This window comes from Siphonobacter sp. BAB-5405 (genome assembly GCF_002872335.1).
Classification (GTDB): Bacteria; Bacteroidota; Bacteroidia; order Cytophagales; family Spirosomataceae; genus Siphonobacter.
This window is the reverse complement of record NZ_NJAG01000010.1, coordinates 85,986-110,983: the sequence shown is the minus strand read 5'-3', so window position 1 is coordinate 110,983 and position 24,998 is coordinate 85,986. Positions and strand designations below refer to the sequence as shown.

24 protein-coding genes are annotated in these 24,998 nt (G+C 49.8%); 14 read left to right on the top strand and 10 right to left on the bottom strand.

Features of this window, described 5'->3' with window-relative positions; genetic code table 11:
* Positions 1-50 precede the first annotated feature (50 nt).
* Positions 51-812, bottom strand: coding sequence for an SDR family oxidoreductase (locus BWI97_RS10115; RefSeq protein WP_094809957.1), 762 nt, complete (start codon positions 810-812; stop codon positions 51-53).
* Between the two features lie 109 nt (positions 813-921).
* Here BWI97_RS10115 and BWI97_RS10110 point away from each other — a divergent pair, with 109 nt between their 5' ends.
* The 4 genes from BWI97_RS10110 (at position 922) to BWI97_RS10095 (ending at position 3,800) form a co-directional block, all read left to right on the top strand.
* Entirely contained in the window at positions 922-1,680 is a 759-nt protein-coding gene (locus BWI97_RS10110) for an outer membrane beta-barrel protein (RefSeq protein WP_102200918.1), read from the top strand.
* A gap of 186 nt (positions 1,681-1,866) precedes the next feature.
* On the top strand, positions 1,867-2,604 hold the full coding sequence (locus tag BWI97_RS10105) for an ABC transporter permease (RefSeq protein WP_094809953.1): 738 nt from the start codon (positions 1,867-1,869) through the stop codon (positions 2,602-2,604).
* A gap of 52 nt (positions 2,605-2,656) precedes the next feature.
* Positions 2,657-3,412 (top strand): ABC transporter ATP-binding protein, encoded by a 756-nt coding sequence (locus BWI97_RS10100; protein ID WP_094809951.1) that lies wholly within the window; start codon positions 2,657-2,659, stop codon positions 3,410-3,412.
* 4 nt (positions 3,413-3,416) lie between these two features.
* Positions 3,417-3,800, top strand: a complete 384-nt coding sequence (locus tag BWI97_RS10095) for a VOC family protein (RefSeq protein ID WP_102200917.1) — start codon at positions 3,417-3,419, stop codon at positions 3,798-3,800.
* 68 nt (positions 3,801-3,868) lie between these two features.
* Here BWI97_RS10095 and BWI97_RS10090 read toward each other — a convergent pair whose 3' ends face one another.
* Both BWI97_RS10090 and BWI97_RS10085 read right to left on the bottom strand, forming a co-directional pair.
* Entirely contained in the window at positions 3,869-4,456 is a 588-nt protein-coding gene (locus BWI97_RS10090) for a YceI family protein (protein WP_102200916.1), read from the bottom strand.
* A gap of 49 nt (positions 4,457-4,505) precedes the next feature.
* On the bottom strand, positions 4,506-5,003 hold the full coding sequence (locus tag BWI97_RS10085) for a MarR family winged helix-turn-helix transcriptional regulator (protein ID WP_094809945.1): 498 nt from the start codon (positions 5,001-5,003) through the stop codon (positions 4,506-4,508).
* A 245-nt stretch (positions 5,004-5,248) separates the two neighbouring features.
* Here BWI97_RS10085 and BWI97_RS10080 point away from each other — a divergent pair, with 245 nt between their 5' ends.
* The 8 genes from BWI97_RS10080 to BWI97_RS10050 all read left to right on the top strand — a co-directional run bounded on the left by BWI97_RS10080 (position 5,249) and on the right by BWI97_RS10050 (position 15,137).
* Positions 5,249-6,079, top strand: a complete 831-nt coding sequence (locus BWI97_RS10080) for an MOSC domain-containing protein (protein WP_102200915.1) — start codon at positions 5,249-5,251, stop codon at positions 6,077-6,079.
* Between the two features lie 31 nt (positions 6,080-6,110).
* The gene (locus BWI97_RS10075; protein WP_102200914.1) at positions 6,111-6,785 is read left to right on the top strand and encodes a response regulator transcription factor; all 675 of its coding nucleotides are present in this window, start codon (positions 6,111-6,113) and stop codon (positions 6,783-6,785) included.
* A 2-nt stretch (positions 6,786-6,787) separates the two neighbouring features.
* Positions 6,788-7,534, top strand: a complete 747-nt coding sequence (locus BWI97_RS28295) for a methyl-accepting chemotaxis protein (RefSeq protein WP_233207800.1) — start codon at positions 6,788-6,790, stop codon at positions 7,532-7,534.
* Positions 7,531-8,166: a sensor histidine kinase gene (locus tag BWI97_RS28290; RefSeq protein WP_369826556.1), complete on the top strand. Its 636-nt coding sequence runs from the start codon at positions 7,531-7,533 to the stop codon at positions 8,164-8,166. Before BWI97_RS28295 ends, BWI97_RS28290 begins: the two co-directional genes overlap by 4 nt.
* 141 nt (positions 8,167-8,307) lie before the next feature.
* A complete protein-coding gene (locus tag BWI97_RS10065) occupies positions 8,308-9,717 on the top strand; it encodes a TolC family protein (protein ID WP_102200913.1) in 1,410 nt (469 codons plus the stop codon).
* Between the two features lie 2 nt (positions 9,718-9,719).
* Positions 9,720-12,965 (top strand): efflux RND transporter permease subunit, encoded by a 3,246-nt coding sequence (locus BWI97_RS10060; RefSeq protein ID WP_102200912.1) that lies wholly within the window; start codon positions 9,720-9,722, stop codon positions 12,963-12,965.
* Between the two features lie 19 nt (positions 12,966-12,984).
* A complete protein-coding gene (locus tag BWI97_RS10055; RefSeq protein ID WP_102200911.1) occupies positions 12,985-14,100 on the top strand; it encodes an efflux RND transporter periplasmic adaptor subunit in 1,116 nt (371 codons plus the stop codon).
* 209 nt (positions 14,101-14,309) lie between these two features.
* Positions 14,310-15,137, top strand: a complete 828-nt coding sequence (locus BWI97_RS10050) for a hypothetical protein (protein ID WP_146010904.1) — start codon at positions 14,310-14,312, stop codon at positions 15,135-15,137.
* A gap of 410 nt (positions 15,138-15,547) precedes the next feature.
* On the opposite strand, the gene BWI97_RS10045 is transcribed toward BWI97_RS10050, so the two are convergent.
* From BWI97_RS10045 to BWI97_RS10015, 7 genes are all read right to left on the bottom strand, one after another.
* On the bottom strand, positions 15,548-16,882 hold the full coding sequence (locus tag BWI97_RS10045) for a hemolysin family protein (protein ID WP_094811336.1): 1,335 nt from the start codon (positions 16,880-16,882) through the stop codon (positions 15,548-15,550).
* Between the two features lie 138 nt (positions 16,883-17,020).
* Complete coding sequence (locus BWI97_RS10040; RefSeq protein ID WP_094811338.1) at positions 17,021-17,257, bottom strand: hypothetical protein; 237 nt, start codon at positions 17,255-17,257, stop codon at positions 17,021-17,023.
* A 4-nt stretch (positions 17,258-17,261) separates the two neighbouring features.
* The gene (gene ccsA / locus BWI97_RS10035) at positions 17,262-19,865 is read right to left on the bottom strand and encodes a cytochrome c biogenesis protein CcsA (protein ID WP_102200909.1); all 2,604 of its coding nucleotides are present in this window, start codon (positions 19,863-19,865) and stop codon (positions 17,262-17,264) included.
* 68 nt (positions 19,866-19,933) lie between these two features.
* Positions 19,934-20,353, bottom strand: a complete 420-nt coding sequence (locus BWI97_RS10030; RefSeq protein WP_094811342.1) for a cytochrome c maturation protein CcmE — start codon at positions 20,351-20,353, stop codon at positions 19,934-19,936.
* A gap of 51 nt (positions 20,354-20,404) precedes the next feature.
* Positions 20,405-20,614 (bottom strand): CcmD family protein, encoded by a 210-nt coding sequence (locus BWI97_RS10025; RefSeq protein WP_094811378.1) that lies wholly within the window; start codon positions 20,612-20,614, stop codon positions 20,405-20,407.
* Positions 20,615-20,736: 122 nt separating this feature from the next.
* A complete protein-coding gene (gene ccsA / locus BWI97_RS10020; RefSeq protein ID WP_233207799.1) occupies positions 20,737-21,372 on the bottom strand; it encodes a cytochrome c biogenesis protein CcsA in 636 nt (211 codons plus the stop codon).
* 60 nt (positions 21,373-21,432) lie between these two features.
* Positions 21,433-22,095, bottom strand: a complete 663-nt coding sequence (locus BWI97_RS10015) for a heme exporter protein CcmB (RefSeq protein ID WP_094811346.1) — start codon at positions 22,093-22,095, stop codon at positions 21,433-21,435.
* 308 nt (positions 22,096-22,403) lie between these two features.
* On the opposite strand from BWI97_RS10015, the gene BWI97_RS10010 reads away from it, so the two are divergent.
* Positions 22,404-22,628 (top strand): FeoA family protein, encoded by a 225-nt coding sequence (locus tag BWI97_RS10010; protein WP_094811348.1) that lies wholly within the window; start codon positions 22,404-22,406, stop codon positions 22,626-22,628.
* A gap of 28 nt (positions 22,629-22,656) precedes the next feature.
* Positions 22,657-24,768: a ferrous iron transport protein B gene (feoB, locus tag BWI97_RS10005; RefSeq protein ID WP_102200907.1), complete on the top strand. Its 2,112-nt coding sequence runs from the start codon at positions 22,657-22,659 to the stop codon at positions 24,766-24,768.
* Positions 24,769-24,998 lie beyond the last annotated feature (230 nt).

The following is a 24,998-nucleotide window of genomic DNA, read 5'->3' as shown; positions in this document are numbered from 1 at the left end:
CAAATAAAATAGTGGAAATTAACCGACTGGCTATCAAATTCCGAGATCGGTTACAAATCCCCCAATTGTGGGCGTACCAGTAGTTCTTCGACCACAGCCGAAGGAGATAGATGGTAACTGGTCCAAAGCAGTTCGGCCATGTCATCTACCTGCATAAAACGGCTTTCGGGTAAATCGCTGCCCGCCCAGCTTTCAGTATAGGTGGCACCCGGCAGAATGGCCGTTACTTTGATTCCTTTGGTTTTGAGTTCTTCCCGTAATTCCCGCGTCAGTCCCAGTAAGGCATGTTTCGCAATACAGTATGAACCACCGTTGGGATAGGCTTTGATACTGGCCGTCGAACATACATTCACAATATACCCCCGTTGCCGCTCCATCATGGCGGGTAGCAAGGCCCGGGTCAGGTGATACGCCGAACCTACGTTGACGTTGATCATCGTTTCGAAGGTACCTTCCGCTTCGTTGTAGATCTGGCCGGGCAGAAAGAGTCCGGTATTATTCACCAGCATTTCAATGGATCGCTGCTGGGCCTTGACGAAAGCGGCAAAGGCTTCAATCTGTTCGCGTTCACCCAGGTCAGCCGTGTAAATGTGTACCTGCCGGCCTTCAAACTCCTGTTCCGTTTCTTGTTTGAGTTTCTCCAGATCTGCCGTGTTGCGAGCGACTGTAATGGCGTCGAACCCTCCTTTTACGAATCGGCGTAAGATGGCCTTGCCAATACCCCTGGTCGCTCCGGTTACAATAACCAGCGGTTTTCCCGCCAGAGGAACATCTTTTGTTTTAATCAGTTCACTATTCAATAAATCACTCATTATCAGTATTTTGTTTAGTAAATAATGGAACCTTCAGGAAAGATCCGTACCGGATTTGCGTACAGATCGATCATAGAAGTGCTTAATTCGTAAAAAAATCCCTGTTGCGATGCGAAAGTACCTCCTCCTGCTGGGTTTCCTGACAGCCTTTTCTTCCCTCTATGCTCAGTCGAAACTGATTGTAAAAGTCGGTATTGGACCGAGTTTTCCGTACGGAAAATTTGAAGATTCTGAAACGCAGGACCTCGCCAAGCTTCTGAAAACCGGTCCTCATCTGGGTTTGACCGTGGCCCATGATTTTAGTCGACATTTCGGAGTGGCCCTGACAGCTTCGGCCTGGACCCATGCCGTGAAAAACGAAGAAATGACGCAGTACCTGAAAGACAAGTATTTACCCGCGGCCTACATTCCCCTGGTCAAATCGATTAATGCTTCTGCGAAAAAGTTTGAATTTTATACGGGCTACCTATCTCCTTATTACACCTTTGAAGTAGGCGAACGAATTCGGATCGATTTGCGGTTCAATGCGGGGATCATGCATTTGCGTTTTCCCTCCATTACGGGGCAGGGAGAAGCCGTCAATCCGCTGGAAACGCCCATGACCGGAGTTGCGTCTCCCCTTACCGTGTCGAGTGAAGCCCGGGAGGCAACCGCGTTTATGTACGGAGCCGGAGCGAGTTTCGCTTATAAATTATCCGAAACGCTCCGAATTTTTACGGACATTGATGGCTTACGGGCCCGTCCGTCGTTTGAGGATATTCCCGTAACGGCTACGCTCGGGCCCGTAACGCTCGCCTCGGCCCGTCCGGCCTTTTCACAAACGGCGGGTACGCTGAGTGTTCGTTTCGGAGTGGGATTGTTTTTTTAGTAGCTAGATTACTGCCCCTATTCACCCGTGAAGAAGCCAGTTATTTCGGGTACTCTTTCACGCCTTTGTATCGTCCTGGCAAAACAGCTTACGCCTGCGTGAGTTTTACTGAAAGCCGATACGTATGTAAATGGATTTGTCTTCCAACTGAAAACCGAAAACAGACAATTGTAAACTGATTAAGCCATGAATTTACTTACCCGTGTGGGTCGTTATTTTATCTTTCTGGGAACCCTGTTTACGCGTCGCGAAAAAGTGAGTGTGTACGCAAAACAGATCCTGGAAGAAGCCGTAGCACTCGGCATCGACTCCATTTTTATTGTCTCCATCGTTTCTACCTTCATCGGAGCCGTAACCTGCGTGCAGACGGCCTACAACCTCGTAAGCCCCTTCATTCCCGACTACGTTATTTCGCTGATCGTACGGGATATGACGCTGCTGGAACTGGCTCCTACCATTACCTGTATCGTACTGGCGGGGAAAGTGGGTTCCAATATCGCCAGCGGTTTGGGTACCATGCGTATTTCGGAACAGATTGATGCCCTGGAAGTGATGGGCCTCAACTCCGCCTCGTACCTGGTTCTGCCCAAAATCATTGCTGCGGTTCTGGTATTCCCGATGCTCATTACAATTGCCGGATTTCTCTCCATCTGGGGTGGCTATGTCGCGGGTACACTGTCGGGGGCTATTACGCCCGAGGATTACGTGTACGGAATCCGGGCTGACTTTATTCCTTTCAACGTACCATTTGCGTTGATTAAAACCGTCGTATTTGCCTTTTTGATCACTTCTATTTCAGCTTTCCGAGGGTATTACACCGAAGGCGGAGCCCTCGAAGTAGGAAAAGCCAGTACTACGGCCGTTACGAATAGTTGTATTGCTGTATTAGTAGCGGATTACCTGCTGGCTCAGTTGCTGTTATAATATAAGCGTGAGCCCCGCATGAATCGACTGATTTTTAGATGCCTTGTTTACAATGATTGAAATAAAAAATATCAGGAAAGAATTTAACGGACGCGTAGTACTCGATGGCATTTCGGGTACGTTCAAACCCGGCAATTGCAGCCTCATTATCGGTGGTTCAGGTACGGGAAAGTCCGTTTTACTGAAATGCATCGTAGGGCTGATCAAACCCGAAGGCGGCAATGTTCTGTACAATGGCCGTGATTTCTGGTCGGGCGACAAGGATACCAAACGTGACATCCGCCGGGAGATGGGTGTACTGTTTCAGGGCAGTGCTCTCTTTGACTCGAAGACGGTACTCGAAAACGTAAAGTTTCCGCTCGATATGCTTACCGATCAATCGGAAGAAGAGAAGATGGATCGGGCTCAGTTTTGTCTCCAACGGGTCGGGCTGGAAAAAGCCGCCCAGCGGATGCCTTCTGAGGTTTCGGGTGGGATGAAAAAACGCGTCGGCATCGCCCGGGCCATTGTGATGAATCCAAAGTACCTGTTCTGCGACGAACCAAACTCGGGTCTGGACCCTCTCACCAGTGTAAAAATCGATGAGCTGATCCAGGAAATTACCGATGAGTATCAGATCACGACGATGGTCATTACGCATGATATGAACTCCGTACTGGGCATTGGCGAAGATATTCTGTTCTTACACCAGGGACATAAACTCTGGGAAGGGACGAAAGACAACATTCTGGATACCGACGTGCCGGAACTTCAGGAATTTCTGTACTCCAACCAGTTGGTACGTCGTATGAAAAAGAGTCAGCAGTAATCGTATGTTAGAAGCTATTCACCATATCGCCATTATCTGCTCGGATTACGAGCGTTCCAAACACTTTTATACGCAGGTGCTTGGACTGGAAGTGGTTCGGGAAGTGTACCGGGCCGAACGCGATTCGTACAAACTGGATCTGGCCGTGAAGGGTCATTATCAGATTGAACTGTTCTCGTTTCCCAATCCACCCGCCCGGCCCAGTCGGCCCGAAGCTCAGGGTTTACGCCACCTGGCTTTTGCGGTAACCGATCTGGACGCGGCCATTGCTTCCCTCCGTACGCACGGCGTGGAAACGGAACCCATCCGTACCGATGAGTGGACCCAGCGACGATTTACCTTTTTCGCCGATCCCGACGATCTGCCGATTGAGCTGTATGAAATATAGGAAAATCTACCATAAAAAAGGCCCGGAATTGAATTTCCGGGCCTTTTTTGTAAAACACTGGGTACGAATTATTTCGTCGTTGCCAGGTTTACGTCCAGTTCAAAATCGTCATAAATGACTTTGTCTCCAAGGTTATCGAAGAAGCTCTTTGAATTGTAACGGATGTCGTATTTCGAACGGTCAATTTTGATTTTAGCCGTACCCGTACCCGTTTTCGGATCAACCGTTGCGGGGAACGTTACTGCGTTGGTTTTTCCTTTGATCGTCAGGTCGCCGGTTACGTCGTAGTTGTTACCACCTTTAGGGGTCACTTTCGTAATTTTCATCGTTGACGTCGGGTGATTAGCTACACCAAAGAAATCTTCACCTTCGAGGTGGGTTTTCAGTTTGGTGTTCATTTTTTCGTCTTTCACGTCGGTTACTTTCAGCGTACTCATGTCCATCGTGAAGTTACCGCCAACCAGTTTACCACCGTCGAGCAGCAGTTGACCATCTTTCAAAGCAATGGTTCCGGTGTGCTCACCCGTTACTTTCTTACCTAACCAGATTACTGATGATTTCGCCGTATCCACTTTAACCGGCGTAGGCTTTTTACCAGCGTTTACGAACAACATGGTAGCAGCCAGAGCCGCAGCGAAAAATTTAACCGTTTTCATTTGTTTGATTAATTGGGAGTTTAAATTCTACTGAAGGGAGAAATTTTGGTTAAGGAGCTACTACTTCATTTCCATCGCAATCCATCGAAACGTGCTTGCCTCGCATTTTGTCCAGCAACAGACTCAGTTGCTCGGCTTCTTCTTCGGTCAGGCCTTCGATCAGGTCTACTTCCCACTCTCCGATTCGTTCATCGATTTTTTCGAGCAGGGCCAGGCCTTTTTCGGTAATGAGCACGTCCACCGCCCGGCGATCGTTCGGGCACACCATCCGGCTGACGAGTTCTTTCGCCAGTAATTTGTCCACCAGACGACTGGCATTGGACATTTTATCCAGCATGCGTTCGATAATGGCATTGACTGTAATCGCACTGGGATACTGACCCCGAAGGATACGCAGCACGTTGAATTGCTGTATCGTTAATCCGTACGGTTTCAGCTTTTCCGAATGCAGCGAAGTCATCCAGTTATTCGTATAAATCAGATTTACCATCACCTTGTGATAAGGACTGGTAAAAGCTCGTTGCTTTATTTCATTTTCAATGGTCATGGCGTTATTGAAAGGTGATGCAAATATATACCATAACATTTAATGTATATACATATTTACATCTTTTTATTTTGGATTTTAACGTTTCTTAAGGAATACACGGCGAAGAAGCCGCAAGTTCCACCACAAGCGAAAGGCTTGAAAATGGCCCAAAATTAACTGATAACGAAAAGAGTAACTATCGGTATTGTCCGAGATTATCGACTTTGTGATGAACGGAAAACCAAAAAAAAGTAGCTTTGCGTATGCCTACCTTACAGCTTTCTGAAATCTGGATTTACCCGATTAAATCATTGGCAGGGCTTTCCCTGCCCCAAGCCACGCTTACTTCCCGTGGACTTCTGTACGACCGCCGCTGGATGCTGGTGGACGAAACGGGTCGCTTTCTTTCCCAGCGAACCTTACCCCAACTGGCTCTGTTTGAAGTTCGCATGGAGGAGGACAGCCTGATCATTACGCATCGTGAGTCTCCGTCCAACCCTCTGCGTATTCCTCTGGTTGCTGAAGGTGGCGAAGCCCTTCAGGTGGAAGTCTGGGATGATACGATGTCGGCTCAGGGAGGTTTTCCGGAAGCGGACGCCTGGTTTAGTGCGATTTTGGGTCGAAACTGTCGCCTCGTATACCAGCCCGAGAGCACGCATCGAACGGTTGACCCGAAGTACGCCCGGCAGGGAGAAATCACCAGCTTTTCGGATGGTTATCCTTTTCTGCTGATCGGGCAGGCATCGTTAGATGACCTGAATACGCGACTGGAAACACCCGTACCGATGAACCGCTTCCGGCCCAATCTGGTCGTGACGGGCGGACAGCCCTACGAAGAAGAAGGCTGGGAAAATTTCCGAATCGGTGAACAGGAATTCTGGGGCGTGAAACCCTGTGCCCGTTGCGTACTAACCACGATTGATCAGCAAACGGCTGAAAAAGGAAAAGAACCCTTGCGTACCCTAAGCAAATACCGGAACTGGAATAACAAGATTCTTTTTGGCCAGAATTTACTACCGGCAACCGATTTGTACACGCTTCGGGTGGGCGATACCGTTGACATTCTAACCAGTAAGCCGGGCCCCTTACAGTAGCATTGATTCGATTCAAACGTAGGAGAAGATTATGAAGGTATTGTTGGTGGAAGATGAGGTCAGCCTGGCTTCGTTCATCCGAAAAGGGGTTGAAAGTGAAGGATACGTACTTGACATTGCGTATGACGGTCTGATGGGCCAGCGGATGGCGGATAATAACAGTTACGATGTGATTATTCTGGATGTTAATTTACCCCATATTAACGGCTTTGAGCTGTGCCGATACATCAAGCAACAGTCGCCCCGTCAACCCGTACTGATGCTCACGGCTCTGGACAGTCTGACGGACAAGGAAAGCGGTTTTGATGCTGGTGCCGATGATTATCTGGTGAAACCCTTTGTCTTCCGTGAGCTTATTCTACGGATCAAAGCCCTGGCCCGCCGGAATGCCACCCACGAAGGGATGAAGTCCGTATTACGCGTGGCCGATCTGGAATTGAACACCGAGGCCCGTACCCTCACCCGCCGGGGCCAGCCCATTGACCTGACGGCTCGGGAGTACGCCCTGCTGGAGTATCTGATGATCAATCAGGGTCGAATCGTGAGCCGGATTGACATTGCCGAAAAAGTCTGGGATCTGCACTTCGATACCAATACGAATATCATTGACGTGTATATCAATTACTTACGCAAGAAAATTGACAAAGAATTCGATCATAAACTCTTACACACCGTCGTCGGCATGGGGTATGTGTTACGGGCCTGAGTATGAAAATCAAGCACAAGATCATCCTTTGGTTTTCTTCGCTGGTAGCGGGTAGTCTGCTGCTTTTTTCGGTATACGTTTATTTCACCTATTCGTCCCTGCGGCAGCGGGCCATGGACGGCTGGCTGGAACGCAAAGCCCGCGTTACGGAACAACTCATTACCAAAGACGATGCCGTTGTGGGTAAGATTACCACTTCCTTACCGGAACAGGTCGTTTTCATCTATTCGCCGAAAGACAGTCTCATTTTTGCCAGCGAAGTCACCAACGACTTTCTGGCTAGTCAGGCTTTTCGCAAGCGGGTACGCGATGAACGGTTGGTTCGGTTTAGTTACCAGACTCCTCACCACAAGTACCCCAAAGACGGTATGGCCCTTACCTACCCCGGCCCCTGGCCCTCGCCTTCGGGTCAGGAGTATCTGGTACTGGTGACGGCCTACGATGAAGATGGCTACAATCGCCAGAGTAACCTGATGGATTTGCTCATTCTGGGGGACATTTTTGCAATTGTCGTAGTCGGATTGCTGGGATATTTCTTTTCCCGGCAAGCCCTGAAACCTTTACATCGCCTCATTGATCAATTGCCGCAGGAAGGCTCCCTCGGTTTTCGTTTACAACCCGAAAACCCGAATGACGAAGTTGGCGTACTGGCTTCTGCCTTCAACGAACTGTTACAACGCCAGGAAAAACTGGTGGATAATCAGCGGGCCTTTATTTCCCAGCTTCCCACGAATTACGGACGCCGCTGACGACTATTAAAGGCTGGCTGGAAACCTCGCTTACCTACGATTCCAACGTACAGGAACTCAAAAAAGGCATGAGTCAGGCCGTGCGGGAACTCGACAAGCTCACGGCTCTTTCGAATGGCTTACTGCAATTGGCTCAGCTCGATAATGTACAGATACAGATTGATAAGCAACCGCTGGATGTGGTTGAGCTGGTACTGGAAGTAGCGGATCTGCTAGGTCAGCAGAAGCCGGGACAAACGCTTTCCGTCAACGTCAGTCAGGACGTGCTGGAACAATCCACGCCCGTACTCATTCTGGGCAATCCGTACCTGCTCCGTACGGCCTTGTATAATTTGCTCGACAATGCGGTCAAGTATTCCCAGGGTCAGCCCGTTTCGTTTTCGCTGGAAATCACCCAAGATCAACAAGCCCATATCCGGATTTTGGATCAGGGCATCGGACTGACGCCCGGTGAAGAGGAACGTATTCTACAACCGCTGGTTCGGGGTTCGAATGTTCAACGTATCGAAGGTTTTGGCGTGGGACTTACCCTCACCCACCGGATTGTATTACTGCATCAGGGACAATTGACGTTGAGCCCCCGGGAAAGCGGCGGGACTTGTGCCGAGGTTCAGTTGCCTTTGTACTCCTAAAGTTTTTTTGTCTATCCATTTTCCGTTTAAAACCTTCATTTCTGGCTTTCTAATGCCGTTCTAATCTCTTCTAATAGGGTTCTAATCTCGTTCTAATGTCCGCTTCATAGGTTTGTTCCATTCCCCAGTGAATGGATTGATATGTCGAACATTAAACGAATACTGCTTTTACAGGTAATCCTGGGCTTATCGCTGCTACAAACCCTGTACGGACAACCGCCCCGTTTGTCGCTTGATGAAGTATTGGATAAGGCCCGTACCAATTACCCTTCCATCCGCGGTAAACTGGCCGCAATTAGAAGCTCCGAAGCGGATGCTCAGTCCATGCGGCTGTCCTTTCTGCCTCAGGCGGGCGTTCAGGCCCAAGCCTTTAACGCCACTTCCAATCAGGTCCGTGGAGCTTCGGCTTCAGCCGGTGGCCTGATGATTCCCATTACCGGGGTACGTACCGATGGATTCAATAACCAGGCCGCCTGGACGAGTGCGGCTTCAATGGTTATTGACTGGGAGGCCGTCACCTTTGGTCGTCGGCAGGCCCGCCGGAATCAGGCTAATCTGTCGATTGAACAAGCCAAGGCGGATTACGAGAGCGAGTTATTTCTCCACCAGGTTCGCGTGTGCGATGCGTATCTCCTAGCTCTCAATTTGAAAAAATCGGTACTCCTGCAAATTTCCAACCTGCAACGAGCCAAGGCTTTGCAAATCATTACGCGAGCCAGTACTTCCGGCGGTTTACGTCCCGGAATTGACAGTTCGGTGAGTGCGGCGGAAGTGGCCCGTGCCCGACTTCAGGTGCTGGAGAGCCAGAAAATGGCCCAGCAGCAAGTACTACGTTTGACAGAATTGATGGGCGAACCGAGTCTGGGTTACGAACTGGATTCGCTCATTTTCTACCACCGATTACCGGACATGAACCGGGTTTCGGGGGAAAAAGCGTACATCCACCCGCAGTTACGGGTTTTGCAGAAACAAATGGCCTTGGGTGAAGCCAACCAAACGTTACTGAAAGCCAATGCCCTGCCTTCCATTTCCGTAATCGGTTCACTCCAGGGCCGGGGATCGGGCATTAGCGAAGCGGCTCAAGATGGTACGTTTCGGATTGACCCGACGCTCGGGGCTGGTTTGCCTTTGCGGGCGTTCAACTACATCGTAGGGTTTACAGCCATCTGGCGACCGACGGAATTATTTCGGGTTAAACCCAATCTTTCCGCTCAACGCGAGCGGGTTCGGGTATCGCAGGAAAGTTATAATCAGCAAAAACTGGCCTTAGACGCAGGTTCCGAAAATGCGAATCTCCAGATCGAACTGGCTCAGGCTACGGTACGGCAGGCTCCACTCCAACTGGAGGCGGCCCAGCAGGCCTACGCCCAGTCGCGAGCCCGGTACGAATCGGGATTGGATAACATTCAAACGCTGACCCAAACCGCCGCCCTGCTGAACCGGGCGGAAGTAGATCAGGCTCTGGCCGTGAATGGCCTTTGGCGGGCTTTGTTACTAAAAGCCGCGGCGGATGGAAACCTGGAAGAATTTTTGAATCAGATTCTCAACTAATTATGATAAAAGCGGCCTTAGCTAAACCCATTACGATTATCGTAGCTCTGCTGGGAATCGTCGTCTTCTCGATTCTGGCCCTGAGCCGGATTCCGGTCGATATTTTTCCCCGGCTGAACTTACCGACGATCTATATTGCCCAGCCCTACGGTGGCATGACGCCCGCTCAGATGGAAGGTTTCGTTTCCACGCGTTACCAGAACCAGATGCTGTATGTATCGGGAATCAAGAGCGTGGAAGTGAAAAATATTCAGGGTCTGTGTCTAGTCAAATGTAGTTTTTACGAAGACGTGGACATGGCCCAGGCCGCCGGGGAAGTGGCCAGTCAGGTCAGTCGGGTGATGAGTTACTTACCTCCCGGAACCGTACCTCCAATTGTTGTTCGTTTCGATGCGTCCAGCTTACCGGTGGGGCAATTGGTCTTTAGCAGTAAGCGGGCTTCGCTCGGCGAGATGCAGGATCTGGCTTCGACGCGGATTCGGCCCCTGTTCTCCCAGATTCCCGGTGCTTCGGCTCCTTCGCCTTTTGGTGGTAACGAGCGTACGGTTGTCGTACGGGTAGACCCCGAACGGATGCGGAGTTATGAATTAACGCCCGATGAAATTGTATCGACCGTGGTTCGGAACAACCAGATTTCACCCGGCGGTAGCATCCGGATCGGTGATTTTTCCATTCTGACGCCGAATAATACGGTTCTCGATAAAGTCGATGAATTCCTGAATATTCCCCTGCGAAAAGGGGTCGGTCCGACGGTATTCGTGCGGGACATTGCCACCGTAGAAGATGGTACCGATGTGCCCGTGGGTTACGCCTTGGTGAATGGCAAACGGTCGGTGTACATCCCCGTAACCAAATCCGCTGACGCTTCCACCATGAGTGTGGTAAATGCGTTGAAGGGGAAACTGGCCGATATGAAAGCCCTGTTGCCCGACGATGTGGAGCTATCGTATGAATTTGATCAGTCGGTATACGTGACCCAGGCCGTGCATAGTCTGGCCGTGGAAGGGGGACTGGGTGCCTTGCTGACGGGACTAATGGTACTGCTTTTCCTGGGCGACTGGCGTAGCTCGCTCATTGTGGTTCTGACGATACCCGTTTCCATTCTGGCTTCGATTCTGATGCTTCAGCTCATGGGTCAGACCATCAATATCATGACCTTGTCAGGACTGGCTCTCGCCATTGGAATTCTGGTCGATCAGGCGACGGTGGTGATTGAAAACATTCACCAGCATCTGGAAATGGGTAAGCCCAAGGCCCGGGCCATTTTCGACGGCTGTAAGGAAGTATCCTTTCCGCTATTGTTGATTACGCTCTGTATTCTGGCCGTATTTGCTCCGGCGTTCCTGATGAATGGCGTACCCCGGGGGATGTTCCTGCCGCTGTCCCTGTCCGTAGGTTTTACCATCATTGCGTCGTACCTGCTTTCACAAACGTTTGTACCGGTGGTTTCCAACTGGTGGATGAAAGCTCACGCCCACCCCACGCCGCATGACCTTAGCCTGCTGCCCGACCTTTCAGAGCAACAGGAGGTCCACCAGGAAAACTTCGAAACGCAGCATCCTGAAAAGGTAACGGGTTTTGAACGCTTCAAACTAGGCTACTTACGCTTACTTGACCGCTTGTTGCAACGCAAGGGAATCGTGATTGGAGCCTACCTGATTTTTTGTGCCGTACTCATTGGCGTCGGTTTCACGCAGATTGGTCAGGACATGATGCCCCGGCAGAATCACGCCCGGCAGTTTCAGGTCCGCATCGTTGCTCAGGAGGGCTTACGGATTGAACGTACGGAAGAAATCACGAAAGAAGTCATCCGCCAGATTGATGGTATCGTTGGTCCGAAAAATGTGGCCATTTCCTCGGCTTTCGTGGGAATGACGCCCTCTAGTTACGGTACCAGTTCGCTGTACGTATTCAATGCCGGTCCGCACGAAGCGGTCTTACAGGTGAAGCTTTCGGATCAGTACGAAGTGGCCTCGCTTGATAACCTGAAGGATGAAATCCGGAAACGAGTACACCAGAAGCTTCCCGGCGTAAAATTATCCTACGAACCCATTGACCTGACGGATAAAATCATGAGTCAGGGTGCCCAGGCTCCCATCGAGATTCAGGTGGGTGGCAAAAGTCTGGAAGAAGGGCAGCATTACGCCAATCGCCTTCTGACGCAAATGAAGAAGATTCCGTATCTGCGGGATTTACGGATCAATCAGCCGCTGAGTTATCCAACCATTCAGATCAAAATTGACCGCGAACGAGCCGCTCAGCTCAATGTGAGTATTGATGAAATTGCAAAATCGCTGGTAGCGGCGACTTCTTCCAGTCGGTTTACGGCCAAGAACCTCTGGCTGGATGAGTCTAAAGGTTTTGCCTATCAGGTACAGGTCGAGATGGAGCAGCAACAGATGAACACCGTGGCCGATATTCAAAGCATTCCGCTGGTGAAAGGTCAGTTGCGGCCTACGCTAGGCGATGTGGCTACCATTACGCCGAGTACCGTTCCCGGTGAGTACGACCGGATTGGCCCCCGCCGAATCATTACGGTATCGGCGAATATTGCTCACAAAGATTTGGGTACGGCCTCACGGGCGGTACAGCAAGCCATCAAAAATGCCGGCGATCCGCCCAAAGGCTCCAGTGTGGAATTACGCGGGATGGCTCAATTGCTGGATGAAACATTGACGAGTCTTCAGTTTGGTCTGGGACTGGCGGTGGTGGTAATCTTCCTGCTGCTGGCGGCCAATTACCAATCCTTCAAGCTGGCGGGTGTGGTACTGGTGAGTATTCCGGCGGTACTGGCGGGTTCGCTGACGTTGCTGCTCGTGACGGGTCAAACGCTGAACCTGCAATCGTACATGGGAATTATCATGTCCGTGGGAGTGTCAGTGGCCAATGCCCTGCTGCTGGTTACGAATGCGGAATCGTTGCGACTTCGGTACCGCAACGCCCTGACCTCCGCCCGAATGGCGGGAGCGGCTCGTCTGCGACCCATTTTGATGACGGCTCTGGCGATGATTGCCGGGATGATTCCGATGGCGAGTGGCCTGGGCGAATCGGGTGAACAAACGGCTCCGCTCGGACGGGCGGTAATTGGGGGCCTGCTGTTCTCGACGGTGGCGGCTTTGCTTATTCTGCCCCTGGTCTTTGCGGCCGTTCAACGAAAAACATCACTTATTTCTCCTTCCCTCGATCCCGACGATCCGACCAGTGCGGTATACGATGGAACTCCTGTACTTGAAAATGAAATCGCCTAGGCTTATTCCTCCTACTAGCATGTATACCAACGCTTTGATACGAATCCTGACGATAGCAAGCTTCGTTGCGTTCCTGAGTAGCTGTCATTCGGCCTCGAACGAAACCGTGGCAACGGACCCGGCCCAGGATCCGGATATTCGCTACGAAGCCGTAAAAATTGCGGCCTCACGCCCCACCCGCGAGCTGAATTTGCCGGGAGAACTGGAAAGTTATTATGAAACCGACCTCTACCCCCGGGTGAGCAGTTACGTGCGTTCGCTGCACGTAGATATTGGCGATAAAGTCAAAAAGGGGCAGATTCTAGCTCAACTGGAAGCCCCAGAGCTAACGGCTAACTTAACCGAAGCCTACTCCAAGGTAAAAGCCGCTGAAGCCGTACACGAAGCCAGCAAAGCTACCTACCAGCGGGTACTGCGGGCCAACCGAACGACGGGAGCCATCTCCCCCGTCGATCTGGATGCGGCCCGTACCAAATCGATCTCGGATAGTCTGGCCGTAGTAGCTGCCAATGCTCACTATACGTCCGTGCAGCAATTGGTTAGTTACCTTAAAATTACGGCTCCGTTCACGGGCGTGATTACGGATCGTCGCCTGTCTCCCGGAGCGTTCGTGGGTCCCGGTGGCCAGAACAGTGTACCCATGTTGAAAATCCGGCAGCTGGACCGACTCAGGTTACGGGTAGCGGTTCCGGAAGCGTACCTCAACAATAATTACAAAGGCAATACGGTTCAGTTCAGCGTGCGGAGTTTTCCCAATCAGACGTTTACGGGAAAAATCAATCGGGTATCGAATACCGTACGCCCGGAAACCCGCTCGGAGCTGATTGAAATTGATATTCAGAATGGTAACGAAAAGCTGAAACCGGGTATGTTCGCCTCAGCCCGGTTACCGGTTCACTCCACGGAAGGCAGCATGTATGTACCCAAAACGGCCATTGTCAGCACCATGGATCGCACCTTTGTGATTAAAGTAGAAAATGGAAAAGCCGTTCACGTAACGGTGCAGAAAGGCGATGAAGCCGTCGGGCAAACCCAGGTTTTTGGTGATCTCAAACCCGGCGATACGGTCCTGAAACGAGCCAGCGAAGAAATTGCGAATGGTACCAGTCTCAAGGTACAACTGGCCACTAACTAGCCAGCATCGATTGTCCCATGCCTGAATAGTCCGGAAGGAGGCGTAGCTTAAGCTATGTCTCCTTCGTTTTTTACGAAGGCTTCAAAAACTTAATGTATGATTATAATTAGGATTCGGCGGCGAACTTCTAAACATATCCGCCCGATTTCCGCTTTCGCCTTGAAAAGACTTCCTACTTTTGGGGTTTATTAAAGATTTTAGTTTTGGGAGTGCGATCAGTATTACAACAACTTCACTGGCTTAACCTCGATGTAGCGGCGGGGGCAGCCCTTTGTGCCGCCGCTGCCAGTCGACTGCCGGACGGCAAGGGTGAAATTAATTACACGGCCATTGCAGTGCTGACGCTTACGGTATGGCTGATCTATACGGTAGATCGGCTGCTTGATATTCGCAAGAAACCTATTCCGGCGACGCCCCGTCACCAGTTTCACGCCCAGCATGCCGACCTGTTCTGGAAAGTATCGGCGGGGGTGGCGGTATTAGCTGGAATTCTGACTTTGTTTCTACCCTTCCCGTTGATTCGTTTCGGCCTTATTTTGAGTGGGGTGGTCGGGCTGTACCTGTTCATGGTTAACAAGCTGGCTCCGAAAAGCAAAATGTATCTGCTGAAGGAACCCATTACGGCCTGCGTCTACGCGGCTGGGATTTGGGGGGTGGCGTTTACGCAACAGCGATTCATTCCCTGGCAGGATCAGGCCCTAGCGGTGATGTTCGCCCTGATCGCTTTTCAGAATCTGATTCTGTTTTCGTGGATGGAGACGCAGTCGGGAAAACTCTACGCCTCCAATCTGGCCAGTCTACTCCGCGACGGAATTCCGGATTTATTGATGTATCTGATTATTGGAGGTATTGCCGTTCTTTTTCTGTCCATCAGTTTTACGGAAGTACTTCCTTATCAGCGTCGGTTTGCCTTTACCGAACTATTCATGAGTCTGGTACTCGTTGAAATTCGCCGTGATTATCCGTTTTATCTCACGAATGAACGGTATCGCTGGATTGGTGATGGGATTTTCCTGCTGCCGTTCTGGTTGTTGTAAGAGGTCTGGTTTGAGAAGTTTGAGTTGGCCCCGCATTGCATACGGGGCTAATCACATTGAACCCCTCCGGGGTTAGCGAGTCCCGGCCGGGTAGGCACACTGGTGCAGGTTTCCAAACTTGTACCTACTATAGGGGCGTTTATAACTGCCTTTGTAATCATCGTCCTGATAGCCTTTTCCTCACATCGCATTCAGTTCTATTAAGGAGCATACACAACCCCGAAGGGGTTCAATAAAAATAGCCAGGGGTACAACCCCTGGCCTGCCAGTAACTCTAAGCGAAACCAAAATTATTATCGGGTTTATTCATCGCTTCAAACCTGTTCAAACAGCCGCAACGGTATCGAAATTAGATAAAATGGCCCCCATTAGGAATAGTTCAAACGTTTCAAACCATCTTCAAACCCACCCTAATGCCGGATTTCCTTGGAAGGCTTCCGCTCCTCCGGTATCGCTCCGGTAATGGTCAGTTTCACGGTATCGATTCGGGCGTCCTTCATTTCCATGATCTGGAACTGGAATGGATATAAAATCACCACTTCGTTGGGCTGGGGTAAGTCTTCGTTTACTGTAATGATCAGGCCACCCAGCGTATCGTAATCGCCCTCGGGAAAATTCCAGCCGTACTTATCATTGAGGTAATCGATTTCGTGACGGGCCGAAAGCAGGTACGTGCGGTCATCAATTTTCTTTTCTACCCAGTCTTCCGAGTCGTCGTATTCGTCCTGAATATCACCAAAAATCTGCTCGATAATATCTTCCAGACTCACCAGTCCCGAAGTACCGCCAAACTCGTCTACGACCAGAGCCACACTTTTGCGTTCCTGCGTAAACTTGATCATCAGATCCTGAGCCGACATGGCTTCCGGTACAATCAGAATTGGATTGAGAATACTTTCAATATCCTTGGGTTTCTTGAATAAAGCCAGACCGTGGCAATACCCAACGACGTCTTCAATGGTTTCACGGTATACCAGAATCTTCGAATGCCCACTCTCCTGTAACATCTTTTTCAGGCCTTTCATGCCTTCTTCAATATCCACAGCCACGATTTCCGTGCGGGGAATCATACAGTCCCGAACTTTCACCTGCCGAAACTCCAGAGCATTATTGAAAATTTTCGTATCCACATCGGCTACTTCTTCCTTTTTGCCTTCGGGAACGTTAATATTTTCCAGGTAATTGGATAAATCCGTTACCCCGAAAATGGGTTTCACTTCCGAATAATTCAGCCGTAATACGTTAACAATAAACCACCGGGAAGCCGATACAATCGCGAATACCAGTGGATACATCGCGTAATACACCAGCCAGATAGGAATAGCCAGTACTTCCAGAAATACGTCCGGATTGAGCAGAAACAAGGATTTCGGCGTAAACTCGGCCACGGCCAGAATCAGAATTGTTGCCAGCAGAGCAGGTAGCAGAATGCGTACCAGATCGTTATTGAGAAAACGTAGCGAATCGGGTAACTGCGAGAGCCAGAGTTCGAATTCATGGTGCAAAAAACCTTCCATGTAAATCCCGTATACGACCAGAGCCAGCGTATTGCCGATCAGCATCGTTCCGATAAACTTGGATGGTTGTTTGAGAAAGGCTGACATAATCTGCCCCGTTACTACGCCCTGCTTGGCCTGAAGTTCGAAGTACAGTTTGTTGGCGGATACGTAAGCCATTTCAATGCCCGAGAAAAAGGCAGAGGCCAGCATGGAAATAAGGATAATGAGAAATTCCTGGGAAGTCATCCGGTAACACAGGCATCTGCCTGCGGAAGTTTGGTGCAAAATACGCGTTTTCCGTGAAGTTGCGTACGCGAAAGCTTCGAAGCTTTTTTTCGAGCTTTCTACAGAAAAACCCCACTTCCTGGGAAGTGGGGTTTTATCTTATTTTTTCTTTTTCGTTTTTACATCGGGTACTACGGGTGGCGAAGCTTTTCGTTCTTCTGCCATTCGCCGGTTTTTATAATATTGAAACCCCAGCAGGGAAACAATCGAAAACATTAGCCAGAAATACGACTCTTTCCAACTGACTACTCCGGCGATGAGTTCACTCACCCAGATCATTAAAAATCCCAGACTGGCCGAGAGTAACAGGATTTCTTTCAGCGTAAAACCTTTCATTGTACTACTTACTTTCTTTAAAACGACGAGTAGTAGAAAGGAACATACCTACGACGAGCAGACCCGTACCAATCCAGAGCAGATTGATATGCGGTTTTTCAATCGCTTTCATGACGATGTAATCCCGCTGGGTAGTATTGATATTGAACGAGAATAATCCCGTCTTCGGATCGATCTGAGCGAGTTGAATGCGTAAACCCAATTCATCGCTGGTAGCCGCTTTCAGACCAACCGTACGGTCTTTGATGAAGTACGTTGGCTTGATGGGTACACTGCGGCCACTCTTGTCGAATACATCAATCTGGGCCTGTACGGCGGCATCCTGCGGACCTAACTCAATGCCATCAACCTGACGAATGGGTTCGATACCCCGGAAAATCGCTACGTAATCGTTCAGAATCAGCGTATCACCTACCGATACCGATTGGGTTTCGGTGGGGCTCCACTGTTTTTCCTGGTTCGGCATCGGAGCATCCGTAATGTGCGTGTATACATCGCGGGTCAGTTCGTGACGAATCGATGGTGAAACGGCGTTACCCATCCGGGGATTCACCTGTACGCGGGGGTACAGACTGAAAATCTTTCCATCCTGCTGCCGATACTCAACTTCGTAATACGTGTTTTCGGGGAAAACCGCCAGCGTATCGCCTTTTTTGTGGTACGTTTTTCCATCCTTCACAATATCTTGTTTTGCTACGGCGTGGAAATCGTTTTCAATCAGCTCCACGGAAGATTTGGGCAGATAACCGGGTACATCGCGGGCCTCGATAAACTGTCCTTTGTAGGTCACTAAGTACTTATCCAGTTGTTGCGGCTGGTTCATCCAGAGCAACTGGTTTTCTACGTTTTCTTTCGTATCGACTTCCTTGCTATTGAAGATGATCAAACCTGATTTATTCTGGGATACGATCTTTGAATAACCCGAAGAGAACAAAATACCAACCAGCATCAGAGCTATGCCAATGTGCGATACGGCTCCACCCGAAAGCTGCCATTTGCCCTTCAGAACCGTCAGAATAGTCGAGAAGTTGATCACCAGCGAAAATACTGCCGCCAGTAATAAGACGATGTATACCCAGTTCCAGGCTCCCATCTGCATCGCAACGAGCAGAATGGCCGTCAACATCAGTGTAATCATCAGGGGCGTTGAGAATACCTCCCAGGGACCCAGATTAAAGCTCATCCCCCGGGTCACGAGTACCTCGTTTTCAACCGTGGCGGCCTTCTGTTCCGTTTTCACTTTACCCCACCAGAAGTACTGACCGATGGCGTTCAGGATCACGATAACTACGAAGAACCAAAGCTGGAAATCCGTATAGTGCTTCACCTGATCAGCGGGCAGAGCCAGGTTTGACTTGATTCCAAAGTTAGCGACCAGGGCATTGTATACCGGAATGGACGTCGTTGTAATGACCTGGAATGCGGCCAGACAGATCACCGTCGCCCCACAGAAAATCCAGAATTCACGGCTATACGTAGAGATTTCCTTGTCGGAACTCGGTATATCTTTCCAACGCCAGGCCAGTAAGGCAATGGCTCCTACCGTGAACGTTAGCAGGTAAATCAATAACTGACCCGAGAGTCCTAAATCCGTAAACGAGTGGACGGACGCATTTCCGAGAATACCACTCCGCGTCATAAACGTCGCGTACAGAATCAGGATAAACTGAGCGATAATCAGAATGCTGGAAATCTTAAGCGTACTCTTGTTGGTCTGATAAATGATCAAGGTGTGCAGAGCTGCCACCAGTACCAGCCAGGGCACATAAATACCGTTTTCCACAGGATCCCAGTTCCAGTAACCGCCAAAGTTCAGCGTTTCGTAGGCCCAGATGGCTCCCATCATGATACCTACGCCCAAAATCAGCGAACCCAACGCCGTCCAGGGCAAAGCAGGTTTGATCCAGCTTTTATACTCTTTCCGCCATAAACCAGCGATACAGAAGGCAAACGGAACCAGCGTCAGGGCATAGCCCAGGAACAAGGTCGGCGGGTGAATTACCATCCAGGGGTTCTGGAGCAGGGGATTCAAGCCGTTGCCATCTTCTGGAATAAAGTTGGGTTTCAAGGCCCAAACCGGCCACTCGGGGTGAGCTTCGCGTAAGAGCAGGAAGGGCGATGAACCAATTTTCATCTCCAGTCCCGGAATGACTACGCCCAGAATCATGGAGCAAAGGAAAGCCTGTACCAGACCAAATACGGCCATGGTTGGGGCTTCAAAGCGTACCTTGCCTTCGTTTTTACTTTTGCCGAAATACGCAATCAGCGTCATGCCAATCATCGCCAGCCAGAAAATCCAGAGTAGAAAACTCCCTTCCTGATCCTGCCAGAAACTGGATATTACGTAATAAGCCGGCAATGAACGCGAGGAGTTATCCCAGGCGTAGTGGTACTCGTAGTAGTGGTTATAGATGATCCAGTACAGACTGACGACCACCGTCACTACGGCTACTGCATGGGCATAGAAGGAGTAGCGGGCAAACCGCTGCCAGGAACTGGCCTCCAGGGTATTCTGGGAAGCTTTTACGTAGGCAAACGTTGCCACCAACGCCGTGATAAACGAAGTCAGAATGGCTAAGTGGCCCGTATTTCCAATCCAGTAATGCATAAATGTTAGGATAGAATGCGTGAATGGGCGAAGGCAGAAATGATGAATTCCTGCCTTCACTCATCAATTTATTTCATCGCCGTTGGGGCTTTGGCATCGTTGTATTTGGAGGGGCATTTCAGCAATACCTGATCGCAGGCAAAGACACCGTTTTGCATCCGGCCCACGACCACTACTTTCTCGGACTTTTCAATATCCTGGGGTTTGGGTTCGTGGTAAATAACGGTACGTTCTACACCCAGATCATCCACCAGCGAGAACGTCAGCAGGTTCGCATTCACGGCTGGATTGTACTCCATATCCAGAATTTTACCGGAAGGATCTTTTTTTAGATTACCTACCACGTGTACTTTACTTTCGTTGCCTTCCTTAGCCATGGATTCGGCTTTGGCGAAATCAACGTACGTACTGGCATCGCCAGCGGTAGAGAGAAGAATGAAAATAGCCGCAGCAATCACGGCAATACCTAAGAGGTGTATTTTTTTCATTTGTTTGCTCGAAAGGATAACGTTGCGGTTTGCAAGCAATGAGAGGTACGACTAATGTTTAATCTCTTTCTCCAGACGGGAAAGCTTCCGATCCAGGTTCAGCAGGTACAGAATCAACCCGATGAGTACGACCGCAATCACGGCTACTACCACGAAGATTTTTCCGTTGGAACGCATGGTATCGGCCATTTCAACATCCTGCTGAGCAAAAAGGTTGCCCGACAAGAGGCTTAACAATAAAAATAATCCTGCTTTTTTCATGAATGAGGGGGGCATCTGATCACGCGTTCAAGGGTAAAGTAATGAATGCGACTCCAGACAGCCCATTAACTTTTTAAGAGTACAAAATGAGTTCACATTACGGGTACCCACAATGACTTTGCTTACTTATTTTCTACAATTTCGTTCAGACGACGGTACCGAATCCGCAGGGACGAAATCCAGTACCCGAGCAGAATCATCCCGATCACTGCCGGGTAAAAAACCAGCTTCATTTTGTGGTCGGAATCGTAAATCTTGAAACCGGGGTTACTACCATTGCCGGGATGGAGTGAATTAGAAGCCAGTCGCGGCAAAATGATCGTCAGCGGAATAAAAGCAGCAAAGGCAAAAATGTTGTATACCGCCGAGATGCGGGCCCGTTGCTGTTCGTCGCGGAAAGAGCCCCGTAACACCCAATAGGCCAGGTAAATCAGCATCGCAATTTCGGTGGAAAGCAACTTCGGGTCCTGCGGTAGCGGACTACCCCAGGTGTAATTACCCCAGATAGCCCCCGTGATAAAGCCCAAAATCCCGAAAACCAATCCCGTATTGGCCAACTCTACGGACTGAATATCATCGTCAATCTCTCCCTTCCGCAGGTATTTGATCGCATACCAAACCGACAGGACCAGCAACAGAATCATCGCAAACCACAGCGGTACGTGAAAATAAAGGTTACGGGCAGTTTCGTAGAGAATCGGCTGGTGCGGAATGGGCAGCAGCAGACCTCCCGTATACACGTAAAAAAGCAATAACATACAAAGGTACTTCCACCAGGCCATCTTGATCCGTCAATGATTAGAATACTAAAACAGAACTCAGCTTTTCCAGATAAACGGAAACAGTATCAGGGACAGTACCCAGACAATGCCGTTTAGTGCCAGTAACGTGAGTATTTCATCGCTGCTGGAACCCCAGTCGAGCCCATCGAGGGCATTCTTGGAGAGCTTCAGCAACATCAGTAACATGGGAAGGATTATGGGAAAACTCAACACGGACATCAGCGTCGGCGAATTTTCGGCTTTGCTGGCAATACCGGCCACCATCGTTAGCGTTCCGGCAAACCCCAGGGCTCCGAGTACAATCGCCACCAGATACATCCCGACATCCCCTACCGGGTTCCCCATCACAAACGCATAAATGCCGAAGCCCAGTACGGACAAACCCAGCATCAGCACCGTATTGTAAATCATCTTGGAAAGGATGATTCCGACCGGACTCGCCAGCGTGTAGTAGTAGAGCAGTCGTCCGGCCCGCTCCTGCGTAAAGCTCTTGGCAATGGCACTCACGGCGGTAAACAACTGAATGATCCAGAAGAGGGTATTCCAGGTAAGCGGTTCCAGTCGATTGGACTTCAAACGAAAGCTGAGGTAGCACACAAAAATAGTACTCACCAAATATAACAACATCCCGTTAAGGGCGTTTCGCTGCCTCCATTCGAGACGTATTTCTTTCGCTATCAGAGCGTTAACTTCCCGCATACTGGTTTCACTCGTTCAGCCAAAAGGATTGGGTAATGCCTCCGGTTTCAGCCGCCTTTTACCTTCCTGTACTTTCCCGCAAAGGTACGGTACAATTCGGCTGATTGGTTGTATTTTTTATAAAACTGTCGGGATTGCTGGCCTTGGTTGGCGGGAAGCATTGCCTTTCGATAGGTACGGCCTGACTTTACCCGAAAATCAAGCGAATGTGAAAAAATCTGGTTCGGGTTGGGAACTATTTTCTATTTTTGACACTCGTTTAGAATGAATCCAAATAGTAGTACAGTTTTCGGAAGGAAGTAAAAACTATGTCGCAACGGAATTTATCCCAGCTACGAATCGGTGAAAAAGGAATCATTGCCGGGTTTAAAGATACGATTCTGGCTTTGAAACTGTTGGAGATGGGATGCTTGCCCGGTACGGAAATCCGGCTGACGGCCATTGCTCCCCTGGGCGATCCGATTTGTCTGCAGGTAGGCGATTATATTCTTTCACTGCGGCTCGATGAAGCTGCGGTCGTGGAATTGCAGTAACTCTTTCCCGAGCTTTGATTAGTAAGTAATGGCAGATACCCCCATCATTGCGTTAGTCGGCAATCCGAACTGCGGCAAAACTACCCTTTTCAATGCCTTAACCGGCCTCCGGCAAAAAACCGGAAACTTTCCGGGCGTAACCGTTGATCGGAAAGCAGGCCTGACGCGTCTGGATAAAAATACGGATGCTACGGTGGTCGATTTACCCGGTACGTATAGTTTGTACCCGAAGTCGCTCGATGAACAGGTCGTATTGGATGTACTGGCCAACCCTTCCAGCAAAGATTATCCCGATGTAGTCGTAGTGGTAGCCGATGCTTCCAACCTGAAGCGTAACCTGCTTCTGTTTAGCCAGGTGGCCGATCTGGGCTTTCATACCATTCTGGCCCTGAACATGGTGGACGTGGCGGAAGCTCACGGATTGACGCTCGACCCGGAACTGTTATCGACTCGTCTGGGTGTCCCGGTGGTGCTCATTAACGCAAAATCGGCGGAGGGACTGGATAATCTTAAGTTTACCATCAAGGGCGAATTACTCGAACACGCGGAACGGCCTAAACCTACCATGCAGTTCGAGAGTGTGTCCAAGGATTTTCTGGAAGAAGTCAAGGAAAAATTCGGTGTCAACAACAGCTATCTGGCCATGCTGATGGCTGGACAGGCCGAAAAATTACGTTTTCTTACGCTGGAACATCGCTCTCAATTACAGGACATTACCCAGCGACATAGCTTTCAACATACGAATTTCCAGGCCAAAGAAACAGTCGATCGGTACGCTCTATTGGGTAAAATCGCGGACGCGGCCGTTCGTAAAAAAGATGGCGAGTTAAAGGAAACGTTCACGACCCGGCTGGATAAAATTTTGCTGCACCCGGTTTGGGGATATGCGGTCTTTTTTGGTATTCTGTTCCTGATTTTTCAATCCATTTTCTCGCTGGCCGAATACCCGATGGACTGGATTGATACGGGTATGGCTTCGCTCAACGAATGGGTAAAATCCGTTCTACCCGACGGTATGCTTACCAGTCTGCTTACCGATGGATTACTTGCCGGAATTGGCGGGGTGGTCGTCTTCATTCCACAAATCGCCTTTCTGTTCGTATTTATTTCCTTGCTGGAAGAATCCGGCTACATGGCCCGCGTGATGGTGCTGATGGACAAACTCATGCGGAGTGTCGGGTTGAACGGACGAAGCGTAGTACCGTTGATTTCGAGCGTAGCCTGTGCCGTACCCGCCATTATGGGTACACGGACCATTCAAAGCTGGAAAGACCGACTCATTACGATCATGGTAACGCCTCTGATGAGTTGCTCGGCCCGTCTGCCCATCTTTACCATCATGATTGGCTTAGTGGTACCCGATCGGACGATCCTGGGGGTTTTCAATTTACAGGGTTTTGCTTTGATGGCTTTGTACCTGCTCGGCTTTGTTTCGGCCTTGCTTTCGGCCTGGGTAATGAAAAAGATTCTGAAGGTAAAAGAACGGAGCTTCTTCATTATGGAGATGCCCGTTTTTCAGTTGCCCCGTCTGGATCACGTAGCCTTATCGGTTTACAATGCCGTGAAAGCCTTCGTACTGGAGGCGGGTAAAGTAATCGTTGCCATTTCCATTGTACTCTGGGTACTGGCCAGCTATGGTCCGGGCGATTCCTTTGAAAAAGCCGAAGAAAAGGTGAAGACCGAAAACCCAACGTTATCCGAACAAGATCTAAGTAATGCCATCTCCTCGGCCCAGCTCGAAGCTTCGTACGCGGGCCGTTTCGGTCACTGGATTGAGCCAGTGATTCGCCCCTTGGGTTACGACTGGAAAATTGGTATTGCCTTACTGACCTCCTTCGCCGCCCGCGAGGTATTTGTTGGAACGATGTCGACGATTTATAGCCTAGGCGGTGATGACGATACCAATACGGTGAAAGATAAAATGCGTACGGAGATTAATCCTGAAACGGGCGAGCCCCGCTTTACCCCGGCCGTTGCCTTCTCACTACTGATTTTTTACGTGTTTGCCATGATGTGCATCAGTACACTGGCCACTACCTACCGGGAAACGAAATCCTGGTTTTACCCCGCAGTTCAGTTTGCCTACATGACGGGCATCGCCTACGTAGCGGCCTGGCTTACCTATCAGGCCTTGCAATAGCCATAAAAAAGGAAAAGTGGTCAGTTATCACTGGCCACTTCTCAAAAAAACCTAACGCTTGGAAAAGTATCTAGAGCACTTTAATTGTGACTCATCTTTTCCTTTACGACTTTGAAGCGTGCTTCTCCGGTATTCCTTTCTTCTATTGCTTTACTCTCAGGAGTCGAAATAACAAGTACTCAAACCTAATCTCTTGTGTATTTCGTGATCAATATGAAGGGGTTCCAGTA